General features: G+C 40.7%; 16 protein-coding genes. 8 read left to right on the plus strand and 8 right to left on the minus strand.

What is annotated here, in order from left to right:
• Positions 1-52 precede the first annotated feature (52 nt).
• From pta to G6W43_RS03085, 3 genes are read left to right on the plus strand one after another with little or no spacing between them, the layout of a single operon-like run.
• Positions 53-1,420 carry a phosphate acetyltransferase gene (gene pta / locus G6W43_RS03075; protein ID WP_103598965.1) on the plus strand — a complete coding sequence of 456 codons (1,368 nt, stop codon included), beginning with the start codon at positions 53-55 and terminating at the stop codon, positions 1,418-1,420.
• 1 nt (position 1,421) lies between these two features.
• Positions 1,422-2,615, plus strand: coding sequence for an acetate kinase (locus G6W43_RS03080; protein ID WP_194169117.1), 1,194 nt, complete (start codon positions 1,422-1,424; stop codon positions 2,613-2,615).
• Between the two features lie 2 nt (positions 2,616-2,617).
• Complete coding sequence (locus tag G6W43_RS03085) at positions 2,618-3,682, plus strand: tyrosine-type recombinase/integrase (RefSeq protein ID WP_194169118.1); 1,065 nt, start codon at positions 2,618-2,620, stop codon at positions 3,680-3,682.
• Positions 3,683-3,696: 14 nt separating this feature from the next.
• Here the strand turns inward: G6W43_RS03085 and G6W43_RS03090 are convergent, their stop codons facing one another.
• Positions 3,697-3,891: a hypothetical protein gene (locus G6W43_RS03090; RefSeq protein ID WP_103617726.1), complete on the minus strand. Its 195-nt coding sequence runs from the start codon at positions 3,889-3,891 to the stop codon at positions 3,697-3,699.
• A gap of 77 nt (positions 3,892-3,968) precedes the next feature.
• On the opposite strand from G6W43_RS03090, the gene G6W43_RS03095 reads away from it, so the two are divergent.
• The gene (locus G6W43_RS03095) at positions 3,969-4,196 is read left to right on the plus strand and encodes a hypothetical protein (protein ID WP_103617727.1); all 228 of its coding nucleotides are present in this window, start codon (positions 3,969-3,971) and stop codon (positions 4,194-4,196) included.
• Positions 4,197-4,407: 211 nt separating this feature from the next.
• On the opposite strand, the gene G6W43_RS03100 is transcribed toward G6W43_RS03095, so the two are convergent.
• The 7 genes from G6W43_RS03100 to G6W43_RS03130 all read right to left on the minus strand — a co-directional run bounded on the left by G6W43_RS03100 (position 4,408) and on the right by G6W43_RS03130 (position 10,880).
• Positions 4,408-4,857: a hypothetical protein gene (locus G6W43_RS03100; RefSeq protein ID WP_194169119.1), complete on the minus strand. Its 450-nt coding sequence runs from the start codon at positions 4,855-4,857 to the stop codon at positions 4,408-4,410.
• Complete coding sequence (locus G6W43_RS03105) at positions 4,854-6,278, minus strand: UDP-N-acetylmuramoyl-tripeptide--D-alanyl-D-alanine ligase (protein ID WP_194169120.1); 1,425 nt, start codon at positions 6,276-6,278, stop codon at positions 4,854-4,856. Before G6W43_RS03105 ends, G6W43_RS03100 begins: the two co-directional genes overlap by 4 nt.
• The gene (locus tag G6W43_RS03110; protein ID WP_194169121.1) at positions 6,275-7,060 is read right to left on the minus strand and encodes an alpha/beta fold hydrolase; all 786 of its coding nucleotides are present in this window, start codon (positions 7,058-7,060) and stop codon (positions 6,275-6,277) included. Before G6W43_RS03110 ends, G6W43_RS03105 begins: the two co-directional genes overlap by 4 nt.
• Positions 7,050-7,280: a type II toxin-antitoxin system Phd/YefM family antitoxin gene (locus G6W43_RS03115; RefSeq protein ID WP_002942153.1), complete on the minus strand. Its 231-nt coding sequence runs from the start codon at positions 7,278-7,280 to the stop codon at positions 7,050-7,052. The genes G6W43_RS03110 and G6W43_RS03115 overlap by 11 nt, the downstream gene beginning before the upstream one ends.
• Before the next feature lie 62 nt (positions 7,281-7,342).
• Positions 7,343-8,383 (minus strand): D-alanine--D-alanine ligase, encoded by a 1,041-nt coding sequence (locus G6W43_RS03120; RefSeq protein ID WP_193798050.1) that lies wholly within the window; start codon positions 8,381-8,383, stop codon positions 7,343-7,345.
• A gap of 11 nt (positions 8,384-8,394) precedes the next feature.
• Positions 8,395-8,949 carry a Holliday junction branch migration protein RuvA gene (gene ruvA / locus G6W43_RS03125; RefSeq protein ID WP_194169122.1) on the minus strand — a complete coding sequence of 185 codons (555 nt, stop codon included), beginning with the start codon at positions 8,947-8,949 and terminating at the stop codon, positions 8,395-8,397.
• Positions 8,949-10,880 (minus strand): flagellar assembly protein A, encoded by a 1,932-nt coding sequence (locus G6W43_RS03130; RefSeq protein ID WP_194169123.1) that lies wholly within the window; start codon positions 10,878-10,880, stop codon positions 8,949-8,951. Before G6W43_RS03130 ends, ruvA begins: the two co-directional genes overlap by 1 nt.
• Positions 10,881-11,002: 122 nt before the next feature.
• Between G6W43_RS03130 and murJ the strand changes: the two genes are divergently transcribed.
• The 4 genes from murJ to G6W43_RS03150 are packed head-to-tail and all read left to right on the plus strand — an operon-like array spanning position 11,003 to position 16,627.
• Positions 11,003-12,403: a murein biosynthesis integral membrane protein MurJ gene (murJ, locus tag G6W43_RS03135; RefSeq protein ID WP_103617733.1), complete on the plus strand. Its 1,401-nt coding sequence runs from the start codon at positions 11,003-11,005 to the stop codon at positions 12,401-12,403.
• The gene (gene cysS, locus G6W43_RS03140; RefSeq protein WP_103617734.1) at positions 12,390-13,784 is read left to right on the plus strand and encodes a cysteine--tRNA ligase; all 1,395 of its coding nucleotides are present in this window, start codon (positions 12,390-12,392) and stop codon (positions 13,782-13,784) included. The genes murJ and cysS overlap by 14 nt, the downstream gene beginning before the upstream one ends.
• Positions 13,777-15,501, plus strand: a complete 1,725-nt coding sequence (locus G6W43_RS03145) for an ABC transporter ATP-binding protein (protein ID WP_103617735.1) — start codon at positions 13,777-13,779, stop codon at positions 15,499-15,501. Before cysS ends, G6W43_RS03145 begins: the two co-directional genes overlap by 8 nt.
• A gap of 52 nt (positions 15,502-15,553) precedes the next feature.
• On the plus strand, positions 15,554-16,627 hold the full coding sequence (locus G6W43_RS03150) for a quinone-dependent dihydroorotate dehydrogenase (RefSeq protein ID WP_194169124.1): 1,074 nt from the start codon (positions 15,554-15,556) through the stop codon (positions 16,625-16,627).
• Positions 16,628-16,631: the final 4 nt, after the last annotated feature.

A 16,631-nucleotide genomic window follows, 5' to 3' on the forward strand; every position in this document is an offset into this window, starting at 1 on the left:
TAAGTATCTTTGTGCTAAGATTAAGCAATTTAAGTTCCCAAAAAGGTCACAAATGAAAAGTTGTTACATTTTTTCAGACAAAAATCTAGCATATTTGCAGGAAATTATAGCTACAAAATTCAAAAAAGTTGAGATCTTTAAGATAACTCCAAAAGAAAATGACAAAAAAAATCTAATAAATTTAAATGAAAAGGAGTTTTTTTTAAAATTTATAGATAAATTTGAAGAGCTAAAGGAGAGAAGCGACTTCGTCATAGTCGTTGGCTGTGAGGGCTTTAGCGTCTTTGGCAAGAGCGAACTAAATTTAAAGCTAGCTAGAAATTTAAACGCGCCTGTTTTTGACGAAAACGCAAGCGAGCTAAGGGCGCTAAATTTAAACTCAAAGCTTCTAATAACTGATAAATTTGATGAAATTTTAAGCTACCAAGCCGAGATCATCACGCCATTTAAATTTCAAAGCTTGCTTCTAAAAAGAGCCAAAGCGGCAAACAAGACAGTCGTTTTGCCTGAAAGTGATGATGAAAGAATTTTAAAAGCAGCTCACATCGTGCTAGAAAAAGGTGCGGCAAATATCATCTTGCTAGGACTTAAGAGCGAAATTTCAAAAAAGGCAGCCACTTTGGGGCTAAATTTAAGCAAAGCAAAGGTGCTAAACCCAGCACAAAATGAGCTAACAGATGAATTTGCAAAGAAAATTTATGAGCTTAGAAAGCATAAAGGCGTGGATGAAGCCAAGGCAAATGCGCTTGCAAAAGATAAAATTTACTTTGCCACGATGCTAATACATGAAGGCATAGCTGATGCTTTGGTAAGTGGCGCTACGATGAGCACGGCTGATACGATCCGCCCAGCCCTTCAGATCATAAAAACAAAGCCAAATGTAAGTGTGGTAAGCGGGGCATTTTTCATGGCGCTTGAAGAGGAAATTTTACTCTTTGCAGACTGCGCCGTCACGCCAAACCCAAGCACAGACGAGCTAGCTAGCATCACACTAAGTAGCGCTCAAACAGCAAGTGCCTTTGGACTTAGCCCAAAGATCGCCATGCTAAGCTACTCAACAGCTGATAGTGGCAGCGGGGCTGACGTGGAGTTTGTAAAAGAGGCTGCCAAAAAAGCAAGCGAGCTTGATGCAAATTTAAAAATAGCTGCGCCAATTCAGTTTGACGCGGCAGTTGATCTAAGCGTGGCTAGCAAAAAGATGCCAAATTCAGATGTCGCTGGGCAGGCAAATGTATTTATATTTCCAAATTTAAACTGCGGAAACATCTGCTACAAGGCAGTTCAGCGAAGCGCAAATGCCCTAGCTGTGGGTCCGATACTTCAAGGGCTAAAAAAGCCAGTAAATGACCTAAGCCGCGGCTGCCTCGTCGAGGACGTCGTAAATACCATCTTAATAAGCGCGATACAAGCAGGAGAGTGATATGAGAATTTTAGTTTTAAACTCAGGTAGCAGCTCGATAAAATTTCAACTTTTTGATATGCAGACAAAAACGAGCCTAGCAAGCGGTCTAGTCGAGCAAATCGGTAGCTCCAGCTCAAGGGCGGTGTTAAAGGCAAATGGCGAAGTTTATGAGATAAAACGCTTCATAAAAGACCACCACGACGGACTTGAGGCGATGAACGAGCTCTTTACCACCTCGCATACGCTGCACGATCTAAGCGAGCTTGACGGCATCGGACACAGGATAGTGCATGGCGGAGAGAGCTTTTTTAGCTCGATGATCGTTGATGAGAGCGTCATTAAAAAGATCGAGGAGATAAGCCCACTTGCCCCACTTCACAACCCAGGGCACCTTGCTGGCATCAAAAATGCGATGAAAGAGAGCAAAAATGTCCCTCATGTGGTCGTTTTTGATACGGTTTTTCATCAAAGCATGCCAGAGTACGCCTACCGCTACGCCCTACCCTACGACGTTTGCAAGGCTCATCACATCAGAAAATACGGCTTTCACGGCACATCGCACAGATATGTCTGTAAGCAAGCAGCCAAAATGCTTGGCATTGAGTTTGATAAATTTAACGCCATCTCGCTTCACTTAGGCAACGGCGCCTCAGCTTGTGCTGTGCAAAATGGCAAAAGCATCGACACCTCGATGGGTCTTAGTCCGCTTGAAGGTCTCATAATGGGCACAAGAAGCGGCGATATGGACCCGGCCGTAGTCATATACCTACTAAATATCGGCGTTTTAAAGTGGAACGAGATCGATAACTTCTTAAATAAAAAGAGCGGACTTTTTGGAATTTGTGGCTCAAGCGACATGAGAGAGGTCGTAGCTAAGATGCAAAACGACGAGCGCGCAAAGCTTGCATTTGATATGTTTTGCTACCGAGTGAAAAAGTATATCGGCTCATACTACGCCATTTTAGGGCGTGTTGATGCGCTCATCTTTACCGGTGGCATCGGCGAAAATGCGCCAAATACAAGGCAAAAAATTTGTGATGATCTAAAACATCTTGGCATCCACGTCAACCACGAGCTAAATTTCTCAAACGAGCGAGGCGAGAGGTGCATAGATGAAGAAGGCGCTAAAATAAAAACGCTCATCATACCAACCAACGAAGAGCTTGAGATCGCCATAGAGACAGCCAGAGTGATAAAAGAGAGAACGCTTTAAGTATGAAATTTCCGCTTGACTGCAAAGATAGTTTTGAAAACTCATTTATATTTTGGCTAACTCGCTATGTCAAATTTAAACTTAGCTCACTTTCAAACAAGGAGCTAAGAGACCCAAAGGCGCTTGCAAGTGTAAATTTCGCCCTAAGTCGTGAGATAAAAAACATAGAGCAGCTTGATGGGCTGGTAAAAAGCGCTAGAAATGCGGGGCTAACTGGCATAAATACCTACTTTAATCCGCTTAAAAAGATATATGAGACGATGAAATTTTATGAGCTTAGCAGTCTAAAGCAGATAGATGAAGAGCTGTTAAGTGAAATTTTAGCAAGCACAACTGGCGGACTAAGTGATGCGAGCAAGAAAAACTACAGAATTTCAGTGATAAATTTCTTTGCCTTTTTAGACAAGCAAAATGAAGAAGACGGCAAGGCCCATGTTTTTGATATAAATTTAAAAAACTGGGGCGGCGTTAGTGGCAACAAAGGGCAAAAGCTGCCTGAGTTTATGGGCGAAGAGGAGGTCAAGAAATTTCTTGATGCGATCGAGCAGAGCGACTTTAAGCAAAACTCAAACCGCAATAAGCTCATCATCAAGGTCATTATCTTTACTGGAATTCGTGTGAGCGAGGCGCTAAATTTAAAGAGAAAAGATATCACCGAAGATGGCGATCTTTTTATCATTAGGATCCGTGGCAAAGGCAACAAATACCGCATAGTAATGATAAAGCGCCACCTAATCGAAGCTCATCTAAACGCAATCGCCATAAACTACATAAACAAAGAGGGCTATCTTTTTATAAACAAAAAAGGCACGAGGCTCACGCAAGCTTATGTTAGCCGTATCGTGGAGCAAATTTTATTTAAAGCTGGCATCAGAAAAGAGAAAAACGGCGCTCACATGCTACGCCACACATTTGCAACTATGCTTTATAAAAAACAAAAAGACCTTGTACTAGTGCAAGAAGCTCTTGGGCATGCAAGCTTAAATACCTCACGAATTTACACACACTTTGATAGCAACAAGCTAAAACTCGCTGCAAAAGTGGCTGAGGACTTGGCAAATGAGTAAATTTAAATCAAATTTTATGCATTAATAGCGAAAAAACTCAAATTTATCATTTTATTGCAAAGCAAGTTGCCAAGGGACTTTGCTTCTCTCAAAAATGCTAGAAATTTGATGCTAAAAAGCTTGATAAGCTGGTGGATAGCTATCTTAAATTTAAAGTCATCTATATTAGTCTTTTGGGTGGGTAACTTCATCTTTGCTGCGCTTGACATAAACCACTTTATGACGGGACAAATTTGGCTTAAAGCCCAAGCAATCCAAAGGCAAACGCCTATACACTCTCAATTTTATGACGAGGCAAATTTGGCTTGGAGCGCTAAAACTAGCCATTTTTCTAGCCCACACCGTCCTTTTTATAGTCATAGCCGGTGCGACACTTGACGCAGTTACAAACACCACTACCAAAGATCTGCAAAATGCCATTAGACTAATCGGAGTAAATAGCTTTATGGTTGGCATTTTTGGCGTTATCATAACCAGTAGCGCCGTGGGAAAGCAAAATTTAGAAAAATTTTAAAATCCACAGGCGAAGCAAGCCCAAAAACTACTTTGCCTCGCGGTATAAATTTAACCCTGCTTATATAAAAAGTGCGTAGTTTTATAACGCAAGATACGGCTTGTCTTTACAACTCTTTTAAATGAGCCACCTTCATAAAGGTAGCAAAATACTAGGGTTTTAATTTTGAAATTTGATGAGAAATTTGGCTTGCTTGCAAAGTCAAATTTGACTACTTTTTAGCCTTTGGCTCTTCATCTTCTACCGTTTTATTTGCCTCTTGCTCTTTAAACTCTTCAAAAAGCTCATCATATCTGGCCTTTGCGTTTTCGTAGACGCCAGAAGGCAGAGTGATGTTTAGATCGTCCTTTAGGCTTATGATGTCATCGCAGGCGTTTTGATAGCCAAGGTCGCAGCTTTTCATAAAATAACTCACGCCAAGCTCGATATTTGAGTGCTTTTTTAGATCACTATCCATCTGCTCGTTTATCTCTTCATTTACAAACATATCGCCTAAAGCTTCGCACGAAAGCACATCTTTTTGCTCGCAACCATCGTAAAAAATTTCATACGCAGTTGCGTAGTCTCCGGCGCTTCTAGCCTCATTGCCCCTGTCATAGTCATCGATGTCAAAGCCCGAGGCTAAGCTTAAGATTAGAGCTAAAAAAACTATCTTTTTCATATAAAACTCGGTGCGTCGTTTGAAAATAGTATAAGATCGCCAGCATGCGTGTTTTGGGCTAAAATTTCTTGCATTTTGTTCTTGTCCTTTAGGATGATGATCTTTGGCTTTACGATGTGTTTTAGCAGAGTTTGGGCGTTTAGCGAGCTTGTGATGATGACGAGATCAAAAATTTCATTTATCACCTTGGCTAAATTTGCATTTTGCTCGGCATCGCTCTCAACGATGCCAGGTGTTAGCAGCACTTTTCTACCAGCGTAGGTGCTTACTAGCTCGTAGCTTGCGCTCATGCCTGAGAAATTTCCATTGAAGCTATCATCGATTATCAGCTTGCCACCAGCCTCGATCTTGCTTAGACGGTGCTCGACGTTTTTCATCTTAGATAGCGCACTGTCTATCGCTTCATCGCTCATTTTTAGGTATCTTGCCACCTTTATGCAAACGGCTAAATTTGTAGCGTTAAATTTGCCAAGTAGCGGCGAGGCGTAGTTTTTGCCATCAAGCGTAAATGAAATTCCATCTAAATTTGCGTTTATATCTTTTAGGTTCTCATCGTAAATTTCTAAATTTTGGCTTGGCTCTTTTTTTGTCGAGCTATGTAAAAATGCCATTTGCAAGCGAGCGCTTTGAAGCGCCTCGAGCTTTGTCGCGCGGATGTTATCAAGCGTTTTAAAGTACTCAATGTGTTGCGCGCCGATCTCGCCAACGATTACGATTTGTGGATTTAGAAATTTAGTGATCTCTAGGATGTCGCCCTTTAGCCTAGCGCCTGCTTCTGCGATGTAAATTTGCGTTTGCTCGCTTAAATTTTCGTTTATATCTTTGATGATGCCAGCCATTGTATTTACGCTGCGAGGCGTTTTGTAGCAGACAAAGCTATCTTTTAAAATTTCAAAGAGAAAATTTTTGATGCTCGTTTTGCCGTAGCTTGCGGTGATTAAAATGATATTTAGCTCTTTGTTTGCGCCAAGTTTTTTAAGCGCCCTGTTTTTAAAGCCTTGAAATTTGATCTTTTCTAAAATTTCACTAAAAAATAGGCTCACGACCAAGACAAAAAGTGGCATAGGAGCCAAAAACGCCTTGTGGATGATGAAATTTAAAGCGTAGTTTAAGATGATAGCGCAAACAAGGATGGCAAAAAAGTGCTTGATCCTGCCAGTAAAGACTAGCTTTTTATCAAGCTTTTTATGCCAAAGATAAAGAGCTGGCAAAAGCGCAAAGTAAAAGTAGATAAAAAACCACTTGCCAGTCGTGTAAAATAGCACCAAAGGCACGATGAAGAAAAAGACGTGCCAAGCGGGCTTTGTGAAGTGAAAGAGCACGCGCTCAGGCCTATATGAAAACCACTGAAAGCAAGTGATCACATAAAAAGCAAGCGCAAAGATAAATAAAACTGTGCTTATGCTTAAAAATATACTCATCTTATCTCCTCGATCCCGCTCTCATCGTCATCTAGCACGACATTTTTTGCTTCATTTGGCTCAAAATTTATCCCTTTTTCTATCTCGTCACTTATAAATTTAGCGTGGAGCAAAAAGAAAAAGTGATCGCCACTAAGCGGGAAAAATGAGCTATTTTTGATAAGCCTATCTATGCTCTCGCCGCTTGTTACAGGCGTTGCCTTGTCATTTTCTCCCCAAAATATAAAAGCCCTGCCGCCAAAGTCAGCAAAATGCTTTGTAAAATCATCATCAACGACGTTTTTTAGGGTTTCATACATCACTCTGCTCATGCCGCTCACATCTTTTGTGGCAAAGAGTTTGTAAAATTTACCAAAGCCAAATATCTTTAAAATTTTAAATATCGCTATCTTTGCTCGCACGATAAATGGCTTTTTGACGACTATACCAGCAGAGCTTAAAAGCACTAGATATGGCGGTTTTAGAAGTGTTGCGACCTTGCCGCCAAAGCTATGTCCTGCGATGATGTCTGGTTTTATTTGTAGCTCGTCACAGAAATTTGCAACGATTTTTGCGTAGTCACTTGTTTTTAAAGGCTTAAAAATGGAGCTTTTACCAAAGCCTGGCATATCGATATAGAGGTGACAAAACTCGCTTAAATAGTGCCCAAAAGCCTTTTTCATTATCTCTTTGTTTGCGCCCCAGCCGTGCAAGAAAAGCACTACCTTTTTGCATTTTGGATTTACTACTTCGTAGCTGATCTCGTACTCGTCTGAGTCGTATTTTACCGCCCTACTCGCCATCGTTTTCTCTCTTTTTAGCAGCGTAAATGCTCTCAAGCACGCTTACTGCCTCGCAAAGGCGCTCGTACTCCTCCATATTTAAAAGGACTGCTTCAAATTTATTGTTTTTAACGATGACAGCGCGCTTTAGCTCGCTAGCTCCCACACGAGAAAGCACTGAGCTAAAATTTCTAACCACCTCGGTTGCTGTATAAATTTCATCTTTTGTAAAAGTTACCATTGTCGCTCTTTATGTAAAATTTTATGTAAAATATCACAAACTACTTTATATATCGCTAAATACTAGAGCTTGCCGCTACCTTTTACCGAAGTGATCGAGTTTATAAATTTATAATCAATCTTTATCTCACGCTCTTTTGGGAGTGAGTTTGCAAGGGCATTTAGCGTGCTCTCAAAGTCCTCAAATAGATAGTTTGCAAGGCTGCCTGGGTTTGGATTGATCTCGTTTAGATAAACCTCGTCATCTATCACGAAAAAGTCGCATCTAATGATCGCTCCGTCAAATCCACAATCATAAATTTTAGAAAAGTTAAATTTAAGCTTTTGCTTTAGCTCTTCAGAAATTTCCGCCTCTTTTACCTTGTTTTCATTTGAAAAACTAAGATATTTTTGCTCGTAGTCTAAAAATTCTTTCTTTTTTGGCTCTTCGACGATAGAAAATTTTATCTTTCCATCGATCTTGCAGCCAGCTAAGTTGTACTCTTTGACGCCTTTTATAAAGGGCTCTACCAAAACATCTTTGTCAAATTCAAACGCCATGTCTTTTGCGTAGGCAAGCTCGCTATCATCATGCACGACGCTCACGCCGATGCTGCTGCCTAGCCTTGCTGGCTTTAATATAATAGGATAGTGAAATTTTGGCTCACTTTGACGAGTTAGCATCTCGTAATCAAGCGCCTTTACGCCAGCTTTTTGCGCTAGAAATTTAGTAAGCTCTTTGTTGTAGCTAAGCGCGCTTGCTTCAAGTCTTGGACCTATGTATTTGACTCCGTAAAAGTCAAAAAGTGCCGCTATCTTGCCATCTTCGCCGTCCATGCCGTGGATCAAATTTATAACGACGTCACATTCAACTTTGTTTGCGCCAAAAAGCGAGTGCGCATAAAAGCCACCTTTTGCTAAAGATAGCTTCTTTGAGTTTTTGTATTTGCCAGAGCTAAAGAAATTTGCCCTCATATCTTTTTGCTCGATCAAGTAAAAGTCCCTATTTGTATCGCAAAATATAAATTTTAGCTCCTGTTTTAGGACGTTTTTTAAAACTATCGCGCTTACTATGCTTATCTCATGCTCAAAACTCTTTGCCCCAAATATCACGCCTAAATTCATCTTTTTTATCCTTATCCTAGTTTTTTAAGTGCCTCTTTTATAAGATCGCTCGTGTTTTCACTCTTACATTCAGGCAAAATTTTCACTATCTTCTCACGCTTAAAGCCAAGCGCCTCAAGTGCCAAAAGCGCCTCATTTTGGTAGCTTGGCACGCTCTCGTCGCTTATAAGTTTAGCGTCACTTAGCTCGGCTATTATTCGCCTAGCTGTCTTTGGTCCGATGCCTGGTACGCTTTTAAAGGTGTCTGCGTCGCCGCTTATTATGGCGTTTGTAAATGCTTGCGAGCTAAGGCTTGAGCAAACCGCCATCGCTGTGCTAGCGCCTATGCCATTTAGCTTGATAAGCATCTCAAACATCTTTTGCTCGTTTGCATCTAAAAAGCCGTAGAGTAAATTTGCGTCCTCTCTTATGATCTGCGTTATAGCAAGCTCGGTTTTTTCGCCTTTGCTAAGTTTTGCTGAGCAAAAAAGCGAGATGAAAATTCCATAACTTACGCCGCTATTTGTCTTAAGTATGGCAAATGCAGGCTCTTTTTTTGTAACGACGCCTTCGATTGCTTTTATCATCATTTAACCTTTTGTTCCATGAAATTTATATCCGCGTAGTCTTCGAGTTTGTTTGACTTTTTGATCTTGTATTCGACCTCGCCACCGTTATCAAATTTATCTAGCGTGATGACGTGAGCGGTCTCGTTTTGTTTTGAGACGTAGGTGACATTTTGCGGAGGATCGACGATGACAAATCTTATCTCATTTAGCTCGATCCAGTTGCCTCTGTTTATCACTTTGGCTGAAAAAATGCCATTTTGCATGATCTCAAGCTCATCTTTTAGATCAGCCAAAAGCTCCTTTTTCTCTTTAAATATCCTAAGCAAGGTGTTATATTCATTAACTAGCCCTTGATACTCTTTTAGCTTTTTCATAAATGTAACTGGGGGTATCACCTTTGCCTTTGAGAGCTCTTCGATCTTAGCTTTTATAGTGTAGATCGAGTCTTTGTTCTCGTTGATGACATTTTTCTTGCTCTCTATGTTTTTTAGAAGCGTAGCTAGCTCAGACTTGGTGCTTTCGATCTTGCTTAGCTGGTCTTGCGTAGCCTCCGCACTCTCAGGCATCTTGCTGGCGTCAATTATAAATTTATTATCAGTGCCTCTTAGATATCTAACGTCGATTAGATGTGAGGCTGTGATGGTGCAGTTTGAGCCAAGCGTGTCTATCTGGATATTTTGAGCCGTTATCGAGCCACCAACTACGCTATTAATTTTTACTCTTTTTGCTATGACAGTGCCACCTTCAAGCCTATCTATCTCGACGCTTTCAGCCTCTACCTTGCCGATGTGGATAGAAATTTTGGCGTGTTTGGCGTAAATTTTAGCCTTTTGGTGAGTTTGACCGCCGATATTTACATCATTTGCCTTGACCATCGCGTTTGCACCGACGTTTCCTTTTACCTCGATCTCATCAGCCTCCACGATGATGCCAGTGCCGATAGCATCTTTGATCGTATCAGTCTCACGAACTACTAATGTGACGTTTGTGTCGGTGCCTGCTTGGATAGAGCCAGTTGTTTTAAAATTTGCTTCATTTATCTCTATGCGCTCTTCTATGTCAAAAGAGCCGTTTTTCTCGACCACGTAGCCTGCTTTTTTAGCGATATATTTCACGCTTTCGTCGTTTTCTACGCGCTCGATATTTTCGCTTATGCTTATCTCTTTTTCGCTCTCTTCTTTTGGCTTTGCAACCTCTATAAGCTTACCTCTTACATCGCGTCCATTTGCGCCCTCGTGTGACTTTTTCTCCTCCATTATCACTTCATCTTTTGCCACGCCAAAGACAAAGCCCCTATCAGCGTAATCAACCTTATCCTCGTCTTTTAACCCATCAAGCTTATCTTTATAATAGTATATGATCTTTGCGTCGATCGCTTTTTTAGGGTTGATGCCCTGGGTTAAATTTAGCGTGTAGTCCTTGTCAAGCTCGCCTTTTACGTGGATTATCGAGGCGATTTGCTTTAGCTCCTCTTTTAGCTTGCCGATCCTTATGCCTATTAAAATTTGAGCCTTCATGAGCTGCTTTGCGATGTATTCATAAAGCTTATCTTCGTAGTGCTGCTCGTATTCACACTCTTTGCTCGCTCTAACCTTTGCGATGACCTTTGTGATGGTTGAATTTACGCCGATGTCGATCTTTGGTAGCTTTGGCGTGGCATTTAGCCTAACGTCAAAAAACTCCACGTCATAGACCTGCTCGATCTCTAGCGTCTCGTCGAGATAAAATGTGTTGTCATCAAAAAAGCTTAAATTTTCTTCAGGAACATAAACTGGCTCGACGTTGTCTTTATTTTTGTAGTAGGTTAAGATATTTGAGAGTTTAAAATCTATAAATTCTACCGGCACGCTATATTGTTTGCTTAGCTCTTTAAGCGATAGATAAGGTGTTGAAGTTTGAATTTGCGTTGGCGGTAAAAATCTCTCGTTTTCTTGCACGTTCTCGCTCAAATTTGATCCATTTCACATAAAATTTTGGCTCTTATTATCTCTAAAACTTTATTAAATTTGGGTTATGTAAGCTTTAAAGCATCTTTTGTTACTATTGCGTTTTTAAATTTACTAGGTGGGCGATGTTTATAAAAGGCTTTTTTTCAAACTCAGTTGGCATCATGACTTCAAGGATTTTAGGACTTATAAGAGACCTTTTAACGGCCTCTATCCTTGGTGCTGGCATATTTAGCGACCTCTTTTTTATAGCTTTTAAGATACCAAATTTATTTCGCCGCATCTTTGGCGAAGGGGCTTTTACGCAGGCATTTTTGCCAAATTTTGTAAATAGCAAGAAAAAAGCGATCTTTCAAGCTGAAATTTTCATCAAATTTCTACTTTTTATAGGTGTTTTGACGCTTCTTGTAAATTTATTTACGCCATACTTTATAAAGATCATCGCAAGCGGCTTGAGCGAGCAAAATATCACAGACGCAGTGCCACTTGTGCGTATAAATTTCTACTATCTAGCTCTTGTTTATATCGTCACTTTCATGGGTGCGCTGCTTCAGTATAAAGGGCACTTTGCAACGACTGCATTTTCTACTGCGCTACTAAATTTAGCCATGATCGCTTCGCTACTTTTGGCTCGTGGCAAGAGCGAGAGCGTGGTCGCACTTTATCTTAGCTTTGGTGTCGTTGCAGGCGGCATTTTGCAGGTTTTGGTGCATCTAATCGCTATGAAATTTAACGCCTTAAATAAAATTTTTTGGGGCGGTCTAAGCGGATATTTTAAGGGCAAAAGAGCGCAGAGCAAAGGCTTTTTTATAAATTTTTATCACGGCTTACTTGGCTCAAGTGCTATGCAGATAAGCGCATTTATGGATACTTGGCTAGCTAGCTTTTTAGTAAGCGGCTCGATAAGCTATCTCTTTTATGCAAATAGAATTTTTCAGCTCCCACTTGCCATCTTTGCGATTGCGCTATCTCAGGCACTCTTTCCAAAGATCACTAGACTTTTAAAACAAAAAGATGAGGCAAACGCCCTAGTTTGGACAAAAAAGAGCTTTTACTTGCTTCTTTGCGCCCTACTTGCAGCCACGATCACAGGCGTAGTGCTAAGTGAGTTTATCATCTGGCTCTTGTTTGAGAGAGGGAATTTCGTAAGGGCAAACACGCTTGAGTGCGCCAAGGTGCTAAGTGCCTATTTGGTGGGGCTTACGCCATTTGGACTAGCTAAAATTTTCTCACTTTGGCTCTACGCAAATATGAAGCAAAAAGAGGCAGCTAAAATTTCTATCATCTGCCTTGTGATAAATTTGATCCTGGCAGTCATTTTGATGCAGAAATTTGGAGCTGCTGGCCTTGCATTTGCAAGCTCGCTCGGGGGATTTTTGCAGCTTATTTTATACATTAGAGCCTTTGGAGCTAAGCGATTTTTAGCTATAATCGAGCCTAAATTTATAGCTGCCATCGCTATTTTGGCGGTTTTGCTCTATTTTGGTTTAATATTTTTAAAGGATATATTTAATGCGAATTTTTAATACTTCTAAAAGAGAAAAGGTTGAGTTTAGCCCTATTAAAGATGGCGAGGTAAGCATCTATCTATGCGGTCCAACGGTCTATGACGACGCGCATTTGGGGCATGCAAAGTCAGCCGTTAGCTTTGATCTTTTAAGAAGGGTCTTAAAAGCGCTTGGCTACAAGGTCAAATTTGCAAGAAACTATACCGACATCGACGATAAAATTTTAAATAAAATGGCGCAAACTGGTCAAAGCCTAGAGGAGATCACAAACAAATATATAGCGCACTACGAGAGCGACATGGGCGCTTTAAACGTGCTTGATCCAGACTTTAAGCCAAAGGCTACGCAGTGCTTGGAGGCGATCATTAGCTACATCAAGGTGCTTATGGATAGAGGTGTGGCGTATAAGACGAGTGAAGGAATTTACTTTGATACGAGCAAGGATAGTGGCTATTTTAGCATTAGCGGCAAGGATAACAACACCGATCTAATCGCACGCGTAGTATGTTTTTGCGAGAAAAGAGATGAAAAAGACTTTGTGCTTTGGAAATTTGACGAGAAATGGTATGAGAGCCCATTTGGCAAGGGTCGCCCTGGCTGGCACACCGAGTGCGTAGCGATGATAAGGGAGTTTTTAAGCGACAAAGAAAATGATAAATTTGAGATCGACATCCACGCTGGCGGCATCGATCTGCTCTTTCCACACCACGAAAACGAGGCAAGCCAGTGCAGATGTGCCTATCATAAAAATTTGAGCAAATACTGGATGCACAATGGCTTTATAAAGGTAAATAACGAAAAGATGAGCAAGAGCCTAAATAACAGCTTTTTTGTAAAAGACGCCCTAAAAAACGTTCATGGAGAAGTGCTTAGATATTATTTGCTTACGAGCCATTACAGAGCTCATTTTAACTATTCAGATGAAGATCTAGTAGCTTCAAAAAAGAGACTTGACAAAATTTATCGCCTCAAAAAAAGGGTTGATGGCGTGCAAGCTGGCATGGCAAATGAGAGCCTTAAAAGCGAGCTACTTGACGCACTAAGCGATGATCTAAACGCCTCAAAGGCGCTTGCAAGCGTCGATGAGTTTGTAAAAACGGCAAATGAAAGACTTGATAATAATCCAAAAGATAAAGCATACAAGGCTGAAGTGGTGGCAAATTTAGAGCTCATAGGCGAAATTTTAGGCATTGCTATCACAAACTATGTGGAGTATTTTCAGTTTGGTGTAAGCGATGAGCAAAAAGAGCAGATAAAAAGGCTTCTTGATGAGCGCGCGGTAGCTAAAAAAGAGAGAAATTTCGCAAGGGCTGATGAGATAAGAGATGAGCTAGCAAAGATGAATATCTCTATCATGGATACGCCAAATGGCGCAGTTTGGGAGAGAAATAATGAATAATTTTGGCTTAAAAGATGTGCTAAAACGCTTTGGTCCATATTTTAAAGACTATATCCCACACTTCATCTTTGCCATCATCGGCATGGGGCTTGCCAGTGGTGGAACGGCGGTAAGTGCCTATCTGGTAGAGCCTGTGCTAAATAAAATTTTCGTTGAGAAAAACGAAAAGCTGCTCTACATCTTGCCTTGCGCCATCATCGCGATTTATGTGATAAAAAACATCGGAACCTTCATGCAGGCCTATTTTACGGCATATATCGGACAAGATACGATTAGGAGATTTCGCGAAAAGATGGTTGCAAACCTTTTAAATTTAGATATGGATTTTTTCAATGAATTTAGAACCGGCGAGCTAATCAGCAGAACAACAAACGACATCGACCGCATAAGATCGATAGTCTCAAGCATCATACCTGAGCTAACAAGAGAGTCAGTCACCATTATAGGACTTCTTTGTGTCGTTGTCTATCAAAGTCCAAAGCTGGCATTTTTCGCCCTTGTAGTCATGCCAGTAGCGATCTATCCGATCTCACGCCTTGCAAAAAGGATGAAAAAAATTTCAAAGCAGTCGCAAGAAAAAACATCTGACATCACCTCTGCGCTTAGTGAAATTTTTACAAATATCGAGATCATCAAAGCAAATAACGCACAAGAATACGAGCATTCACGCTTTGTTGATGAAAATAATAAATTTTTTAGGCTAAATTTAAAAAGCGTCAAGATAGAGCAACTAGTAAGCCCGCTAATGGAGACCATAGGCTCGATAGGCGTGGCAGCGGTCATCATCATAGGCGGCAAAGACGTCATCGACGGGCATATAAATATGGGCGCATTCTTTTCATTTTTAACAGCGCTTTTCATGCTCTACACCCCGCTAAAACGCATCGTAAATATCTATAATAAGATGCAAGACGCCATCGCAGCAAGCGAGAGGACCTTTTTCTTGATGGATAAAGTAAGCCAGATAAAAGATGGCCAAAAAGAGCTAAACGAAGAGATAAATTTGATCAAATTTAAGGGTGTCCGCCTAAGCTACGGCGACAAAGAGGTCTTAAAAGGGATAAATTTAGAGGCAAATAAGTCAGAATTTATAGCCCTTGTTGGCTCAAGTGGTGGCGGAAAAAGCTCGCTTATGAATTTGCTTATGAGATTTTACGATGTAAATGGCGGAGAAATTTTGATAAACGGCATAAATTTAAAAGATATCAAAATTCACTCACTTCGCCAAAATATCGGACTTGTAACCCAGCGCGTCTATATATTTAACGACACAGTTGCTAAAAACGTAGCTTACGGCAGAGAATTTAACGAAGATGCCGTGATAAACGCACTAAAACTAGCCAATGCCTATGAGTTTGTAAGCAAGCTAGATAACGGCATAAACACTATCTTAAATGAATTTGGCACCAACCTCTCAGGCGGTCAAAGACAGCGCATCGCCATAGCTAGAGCGCTTTATCAAAACCCACAAATCCTCATCTTTGACGAGGCTACTTCAGCACTTGATAACGAGAGCGAGAAAGAGATCACAAAAGCGATAAATAATCTAAGAAGCAAAAAGATCATCTTTGTCATCGCTCACCGCTTAAGCACGGTTGAAAATGCCGATAAGATCGCAGTTTTGAGTGATGGCAAGATCATTGATAGTGGAAGCGACGAGGAGCTTAGCAAGAGAAATGAAATTTATGCAAGGCTTAAGGGCAAAGCCTTAGTTTAAGGCGATTTTTGCTAAGATTTGCAGAAATTTTAGGCATTTTAAAGAGGTTAAAATGAGCTTAAACTACGATACTTTAAAATCTATATTTTTTAAATTTGATCCTGAAACCGCCCACAAGATCGCTGAAGTCGCGATGGTTGGGGCAAACAAAATATTCCCTGGCTCGCTAAGCTTTTTAGCGCACAAATGCGTGGTCGATGACAATGCGCTAAAACAAAATTTATTCTCAAGCACCTACCACAACCCAGTTGGCATAGCTGGTGGCTTTGATAAAAACGCCACGATGTTTGAAGCGCTAACGGCTCTTGGATTTGGACACTTAGAATTTGGCACATTTACACCAAAACCACAACCTGGCAACGCAAAACCAAGGCTTTTTAGGCTCATAGACGAAGAGAGCATCCAAAATGCGATGGGCTTTAACAACGAAGGCTGTGAGGCTATCAAAAATAGAGTAAAAAAGATCTATCCTTTCACCATACCGATCTGGGCAAACATCGGTAAAAACAAGGTTACGCCAAACGAAGATGCGATAAAAGACTATGAAATTTTAGTAAAAGAATTTAGTGAAATTTGCGATACATTTGTCATAAACGTCTCATCGCCAAACACGCCAAATTTAAGAGCGCTTCAAGATGAGAGCTTCATAAAAGAGCTTTTTAGCGTCATTTTGCCACTTACTAAAAAGCCGATCATCTTTAAGATAGCTCCTGACATGAGCCACGAAGATGCGATCAAACTTTGTAGCTGCGCGGTAGAAAACGGCGCTAGTGGCGTGCTTGTTTCAAATACAAGCGTTGATTATTCGCTCTCTCACTCGTCAAATTTAAAGGATTTTGGCGGACTAAGCGGTAAGGTGATCGCCAAAAAGTCAAAAGATATTTTTAAAGCCGTAGCTGATGAGCTTTATGGCAAGACAACGCTTATCGCGTGTGGCGGCATAGATAGCGGTGCTGAGGCCTATGAGCGCATAAAAATGGGAGCAAATTTAGTTCAAATTTTTACAAGCTTTATCTTTAAAGGGCCGATGATCGCAAGAGATATAAATTTAGAAATTTTAGAGCTTTTAAAAAGAGATGGCTTTGCCTCTATCAGCGAAGCAGTCGGCGCAAATGTTAAAAAATAGAGGG

Source organism: Campylobacter concisus (assembly GCF_015229965.1).
In the GTDB taxonomy this organism is placed as follows: Bacteria; Campylobacterota; Campylobacteria; order Campylobacterales; family Campylobacteraceae; genus Campylobacter_A; species Campylobacter_A concisus_BD.

Bases quoted from the DNA above. Each gene is read 5' to 3' on its own strand.
- G6W43_RS03080 (WP_194169117.1), top strand. From the start codon at position 1,422: ATGAGAATTTTAGTTTTAAACTCAGGTAGCAGCTCGATAAAATTTCAA.
- G6W43_RS03095 (WP_103617727.1), top strand. From the start codon at position 3,969: ATGACGAGGCAAATTTGGCTTGGAGCGCTAAAACTAGCCATTTTTCTA.
- ruvA (WP_194169122.1), bottom strand. From the start codon at position 8,949: ATGATAAAAGCAATCGAAGGCGTCGTTACAAAAAAAGAGCCTGCATTT.
- G6W43_RS03150 (WP_194169124.1), top strand. From the start codon at position 15,554: ATGAGCTTAAACTACGATACTTTAAAATCTATATTTTTTAAATTTGAT.
- G6W43_RS03115 (WP_002942153.1), bottom strand. From the start codon at position 7,280: ATGGTAACTTTTACAAAAGATGAAATTTATACAGCAACCGAGGTGGTT.
- cysS (WP_103617734.1), top strand. From the start codon at position 12,390: ATGCGAATTTTTAATACTTCTAAAAGAGAAAAGGTTGAGTTTAGCCCT.
- G6W43_RS03145 (WP_103617735.1), top strand. From the start codon at position 13,777: ATGAATAATTTTGGCTTAAAAGATGTGCTAAAACGCTTTGGTCCATAT.
- G6W43_RS03085 (WP_194169118.1), top strand. From the start codon at position 2,618: ATGAAATTTCCGCTTGACTGCAAAGATAGTTTTGAAAACTCATTTATA.
- G6W43_RS03090 (WP_103617726.1), bottom strand. From the start codon at position 3,891: ATGTCAAGCGCAGCAAAGATGAAGTTACCCACCCAAAAGACTAATATA.
- G6W43_RS03100 (WP_194169119.1), bottom strand. From the start codon at position 4,857: ATGAAAAAGATAGTTTTTTTAGCTCTAATCTTAAGCTTAGCCTCGGGC.
- G6W43_RS03110 (WP_194169121.1), bottom strand. From the start codon at position 7,060: ATGGCGAGTAGGGCGGTAAAATACGACTCAGACGAGTACGAGATCAGC.
- pta (WP_103598965.1), top strand. From the start codon at position 53: ATGAAAAGTTGTTACATTTTTTCAGACAAAAATCTAGCATATTTGCAG.
- G6W43_RS03105 (WP_194169120.1), bottom strand. From the start codon at position 6,278: ATGAGTATATTTTTAAGCATAAGCACAGTTTTATTTATCTTTGCGCTT.
- murJ (WP_103617733.1), top strand. From the start codon at position 11,003: ATGTTTATAAAAGGCTTTTTTTCAAACTCAGTTGGCATCATGACTTCA.
- G6W43_RS03120 (WP_193798050.1), bottom strand. From the start codon at position 8,383: ATGAATTTAGGCGTGATATTTGGGGCAAAGAGTTTTGAGCATGAGATA.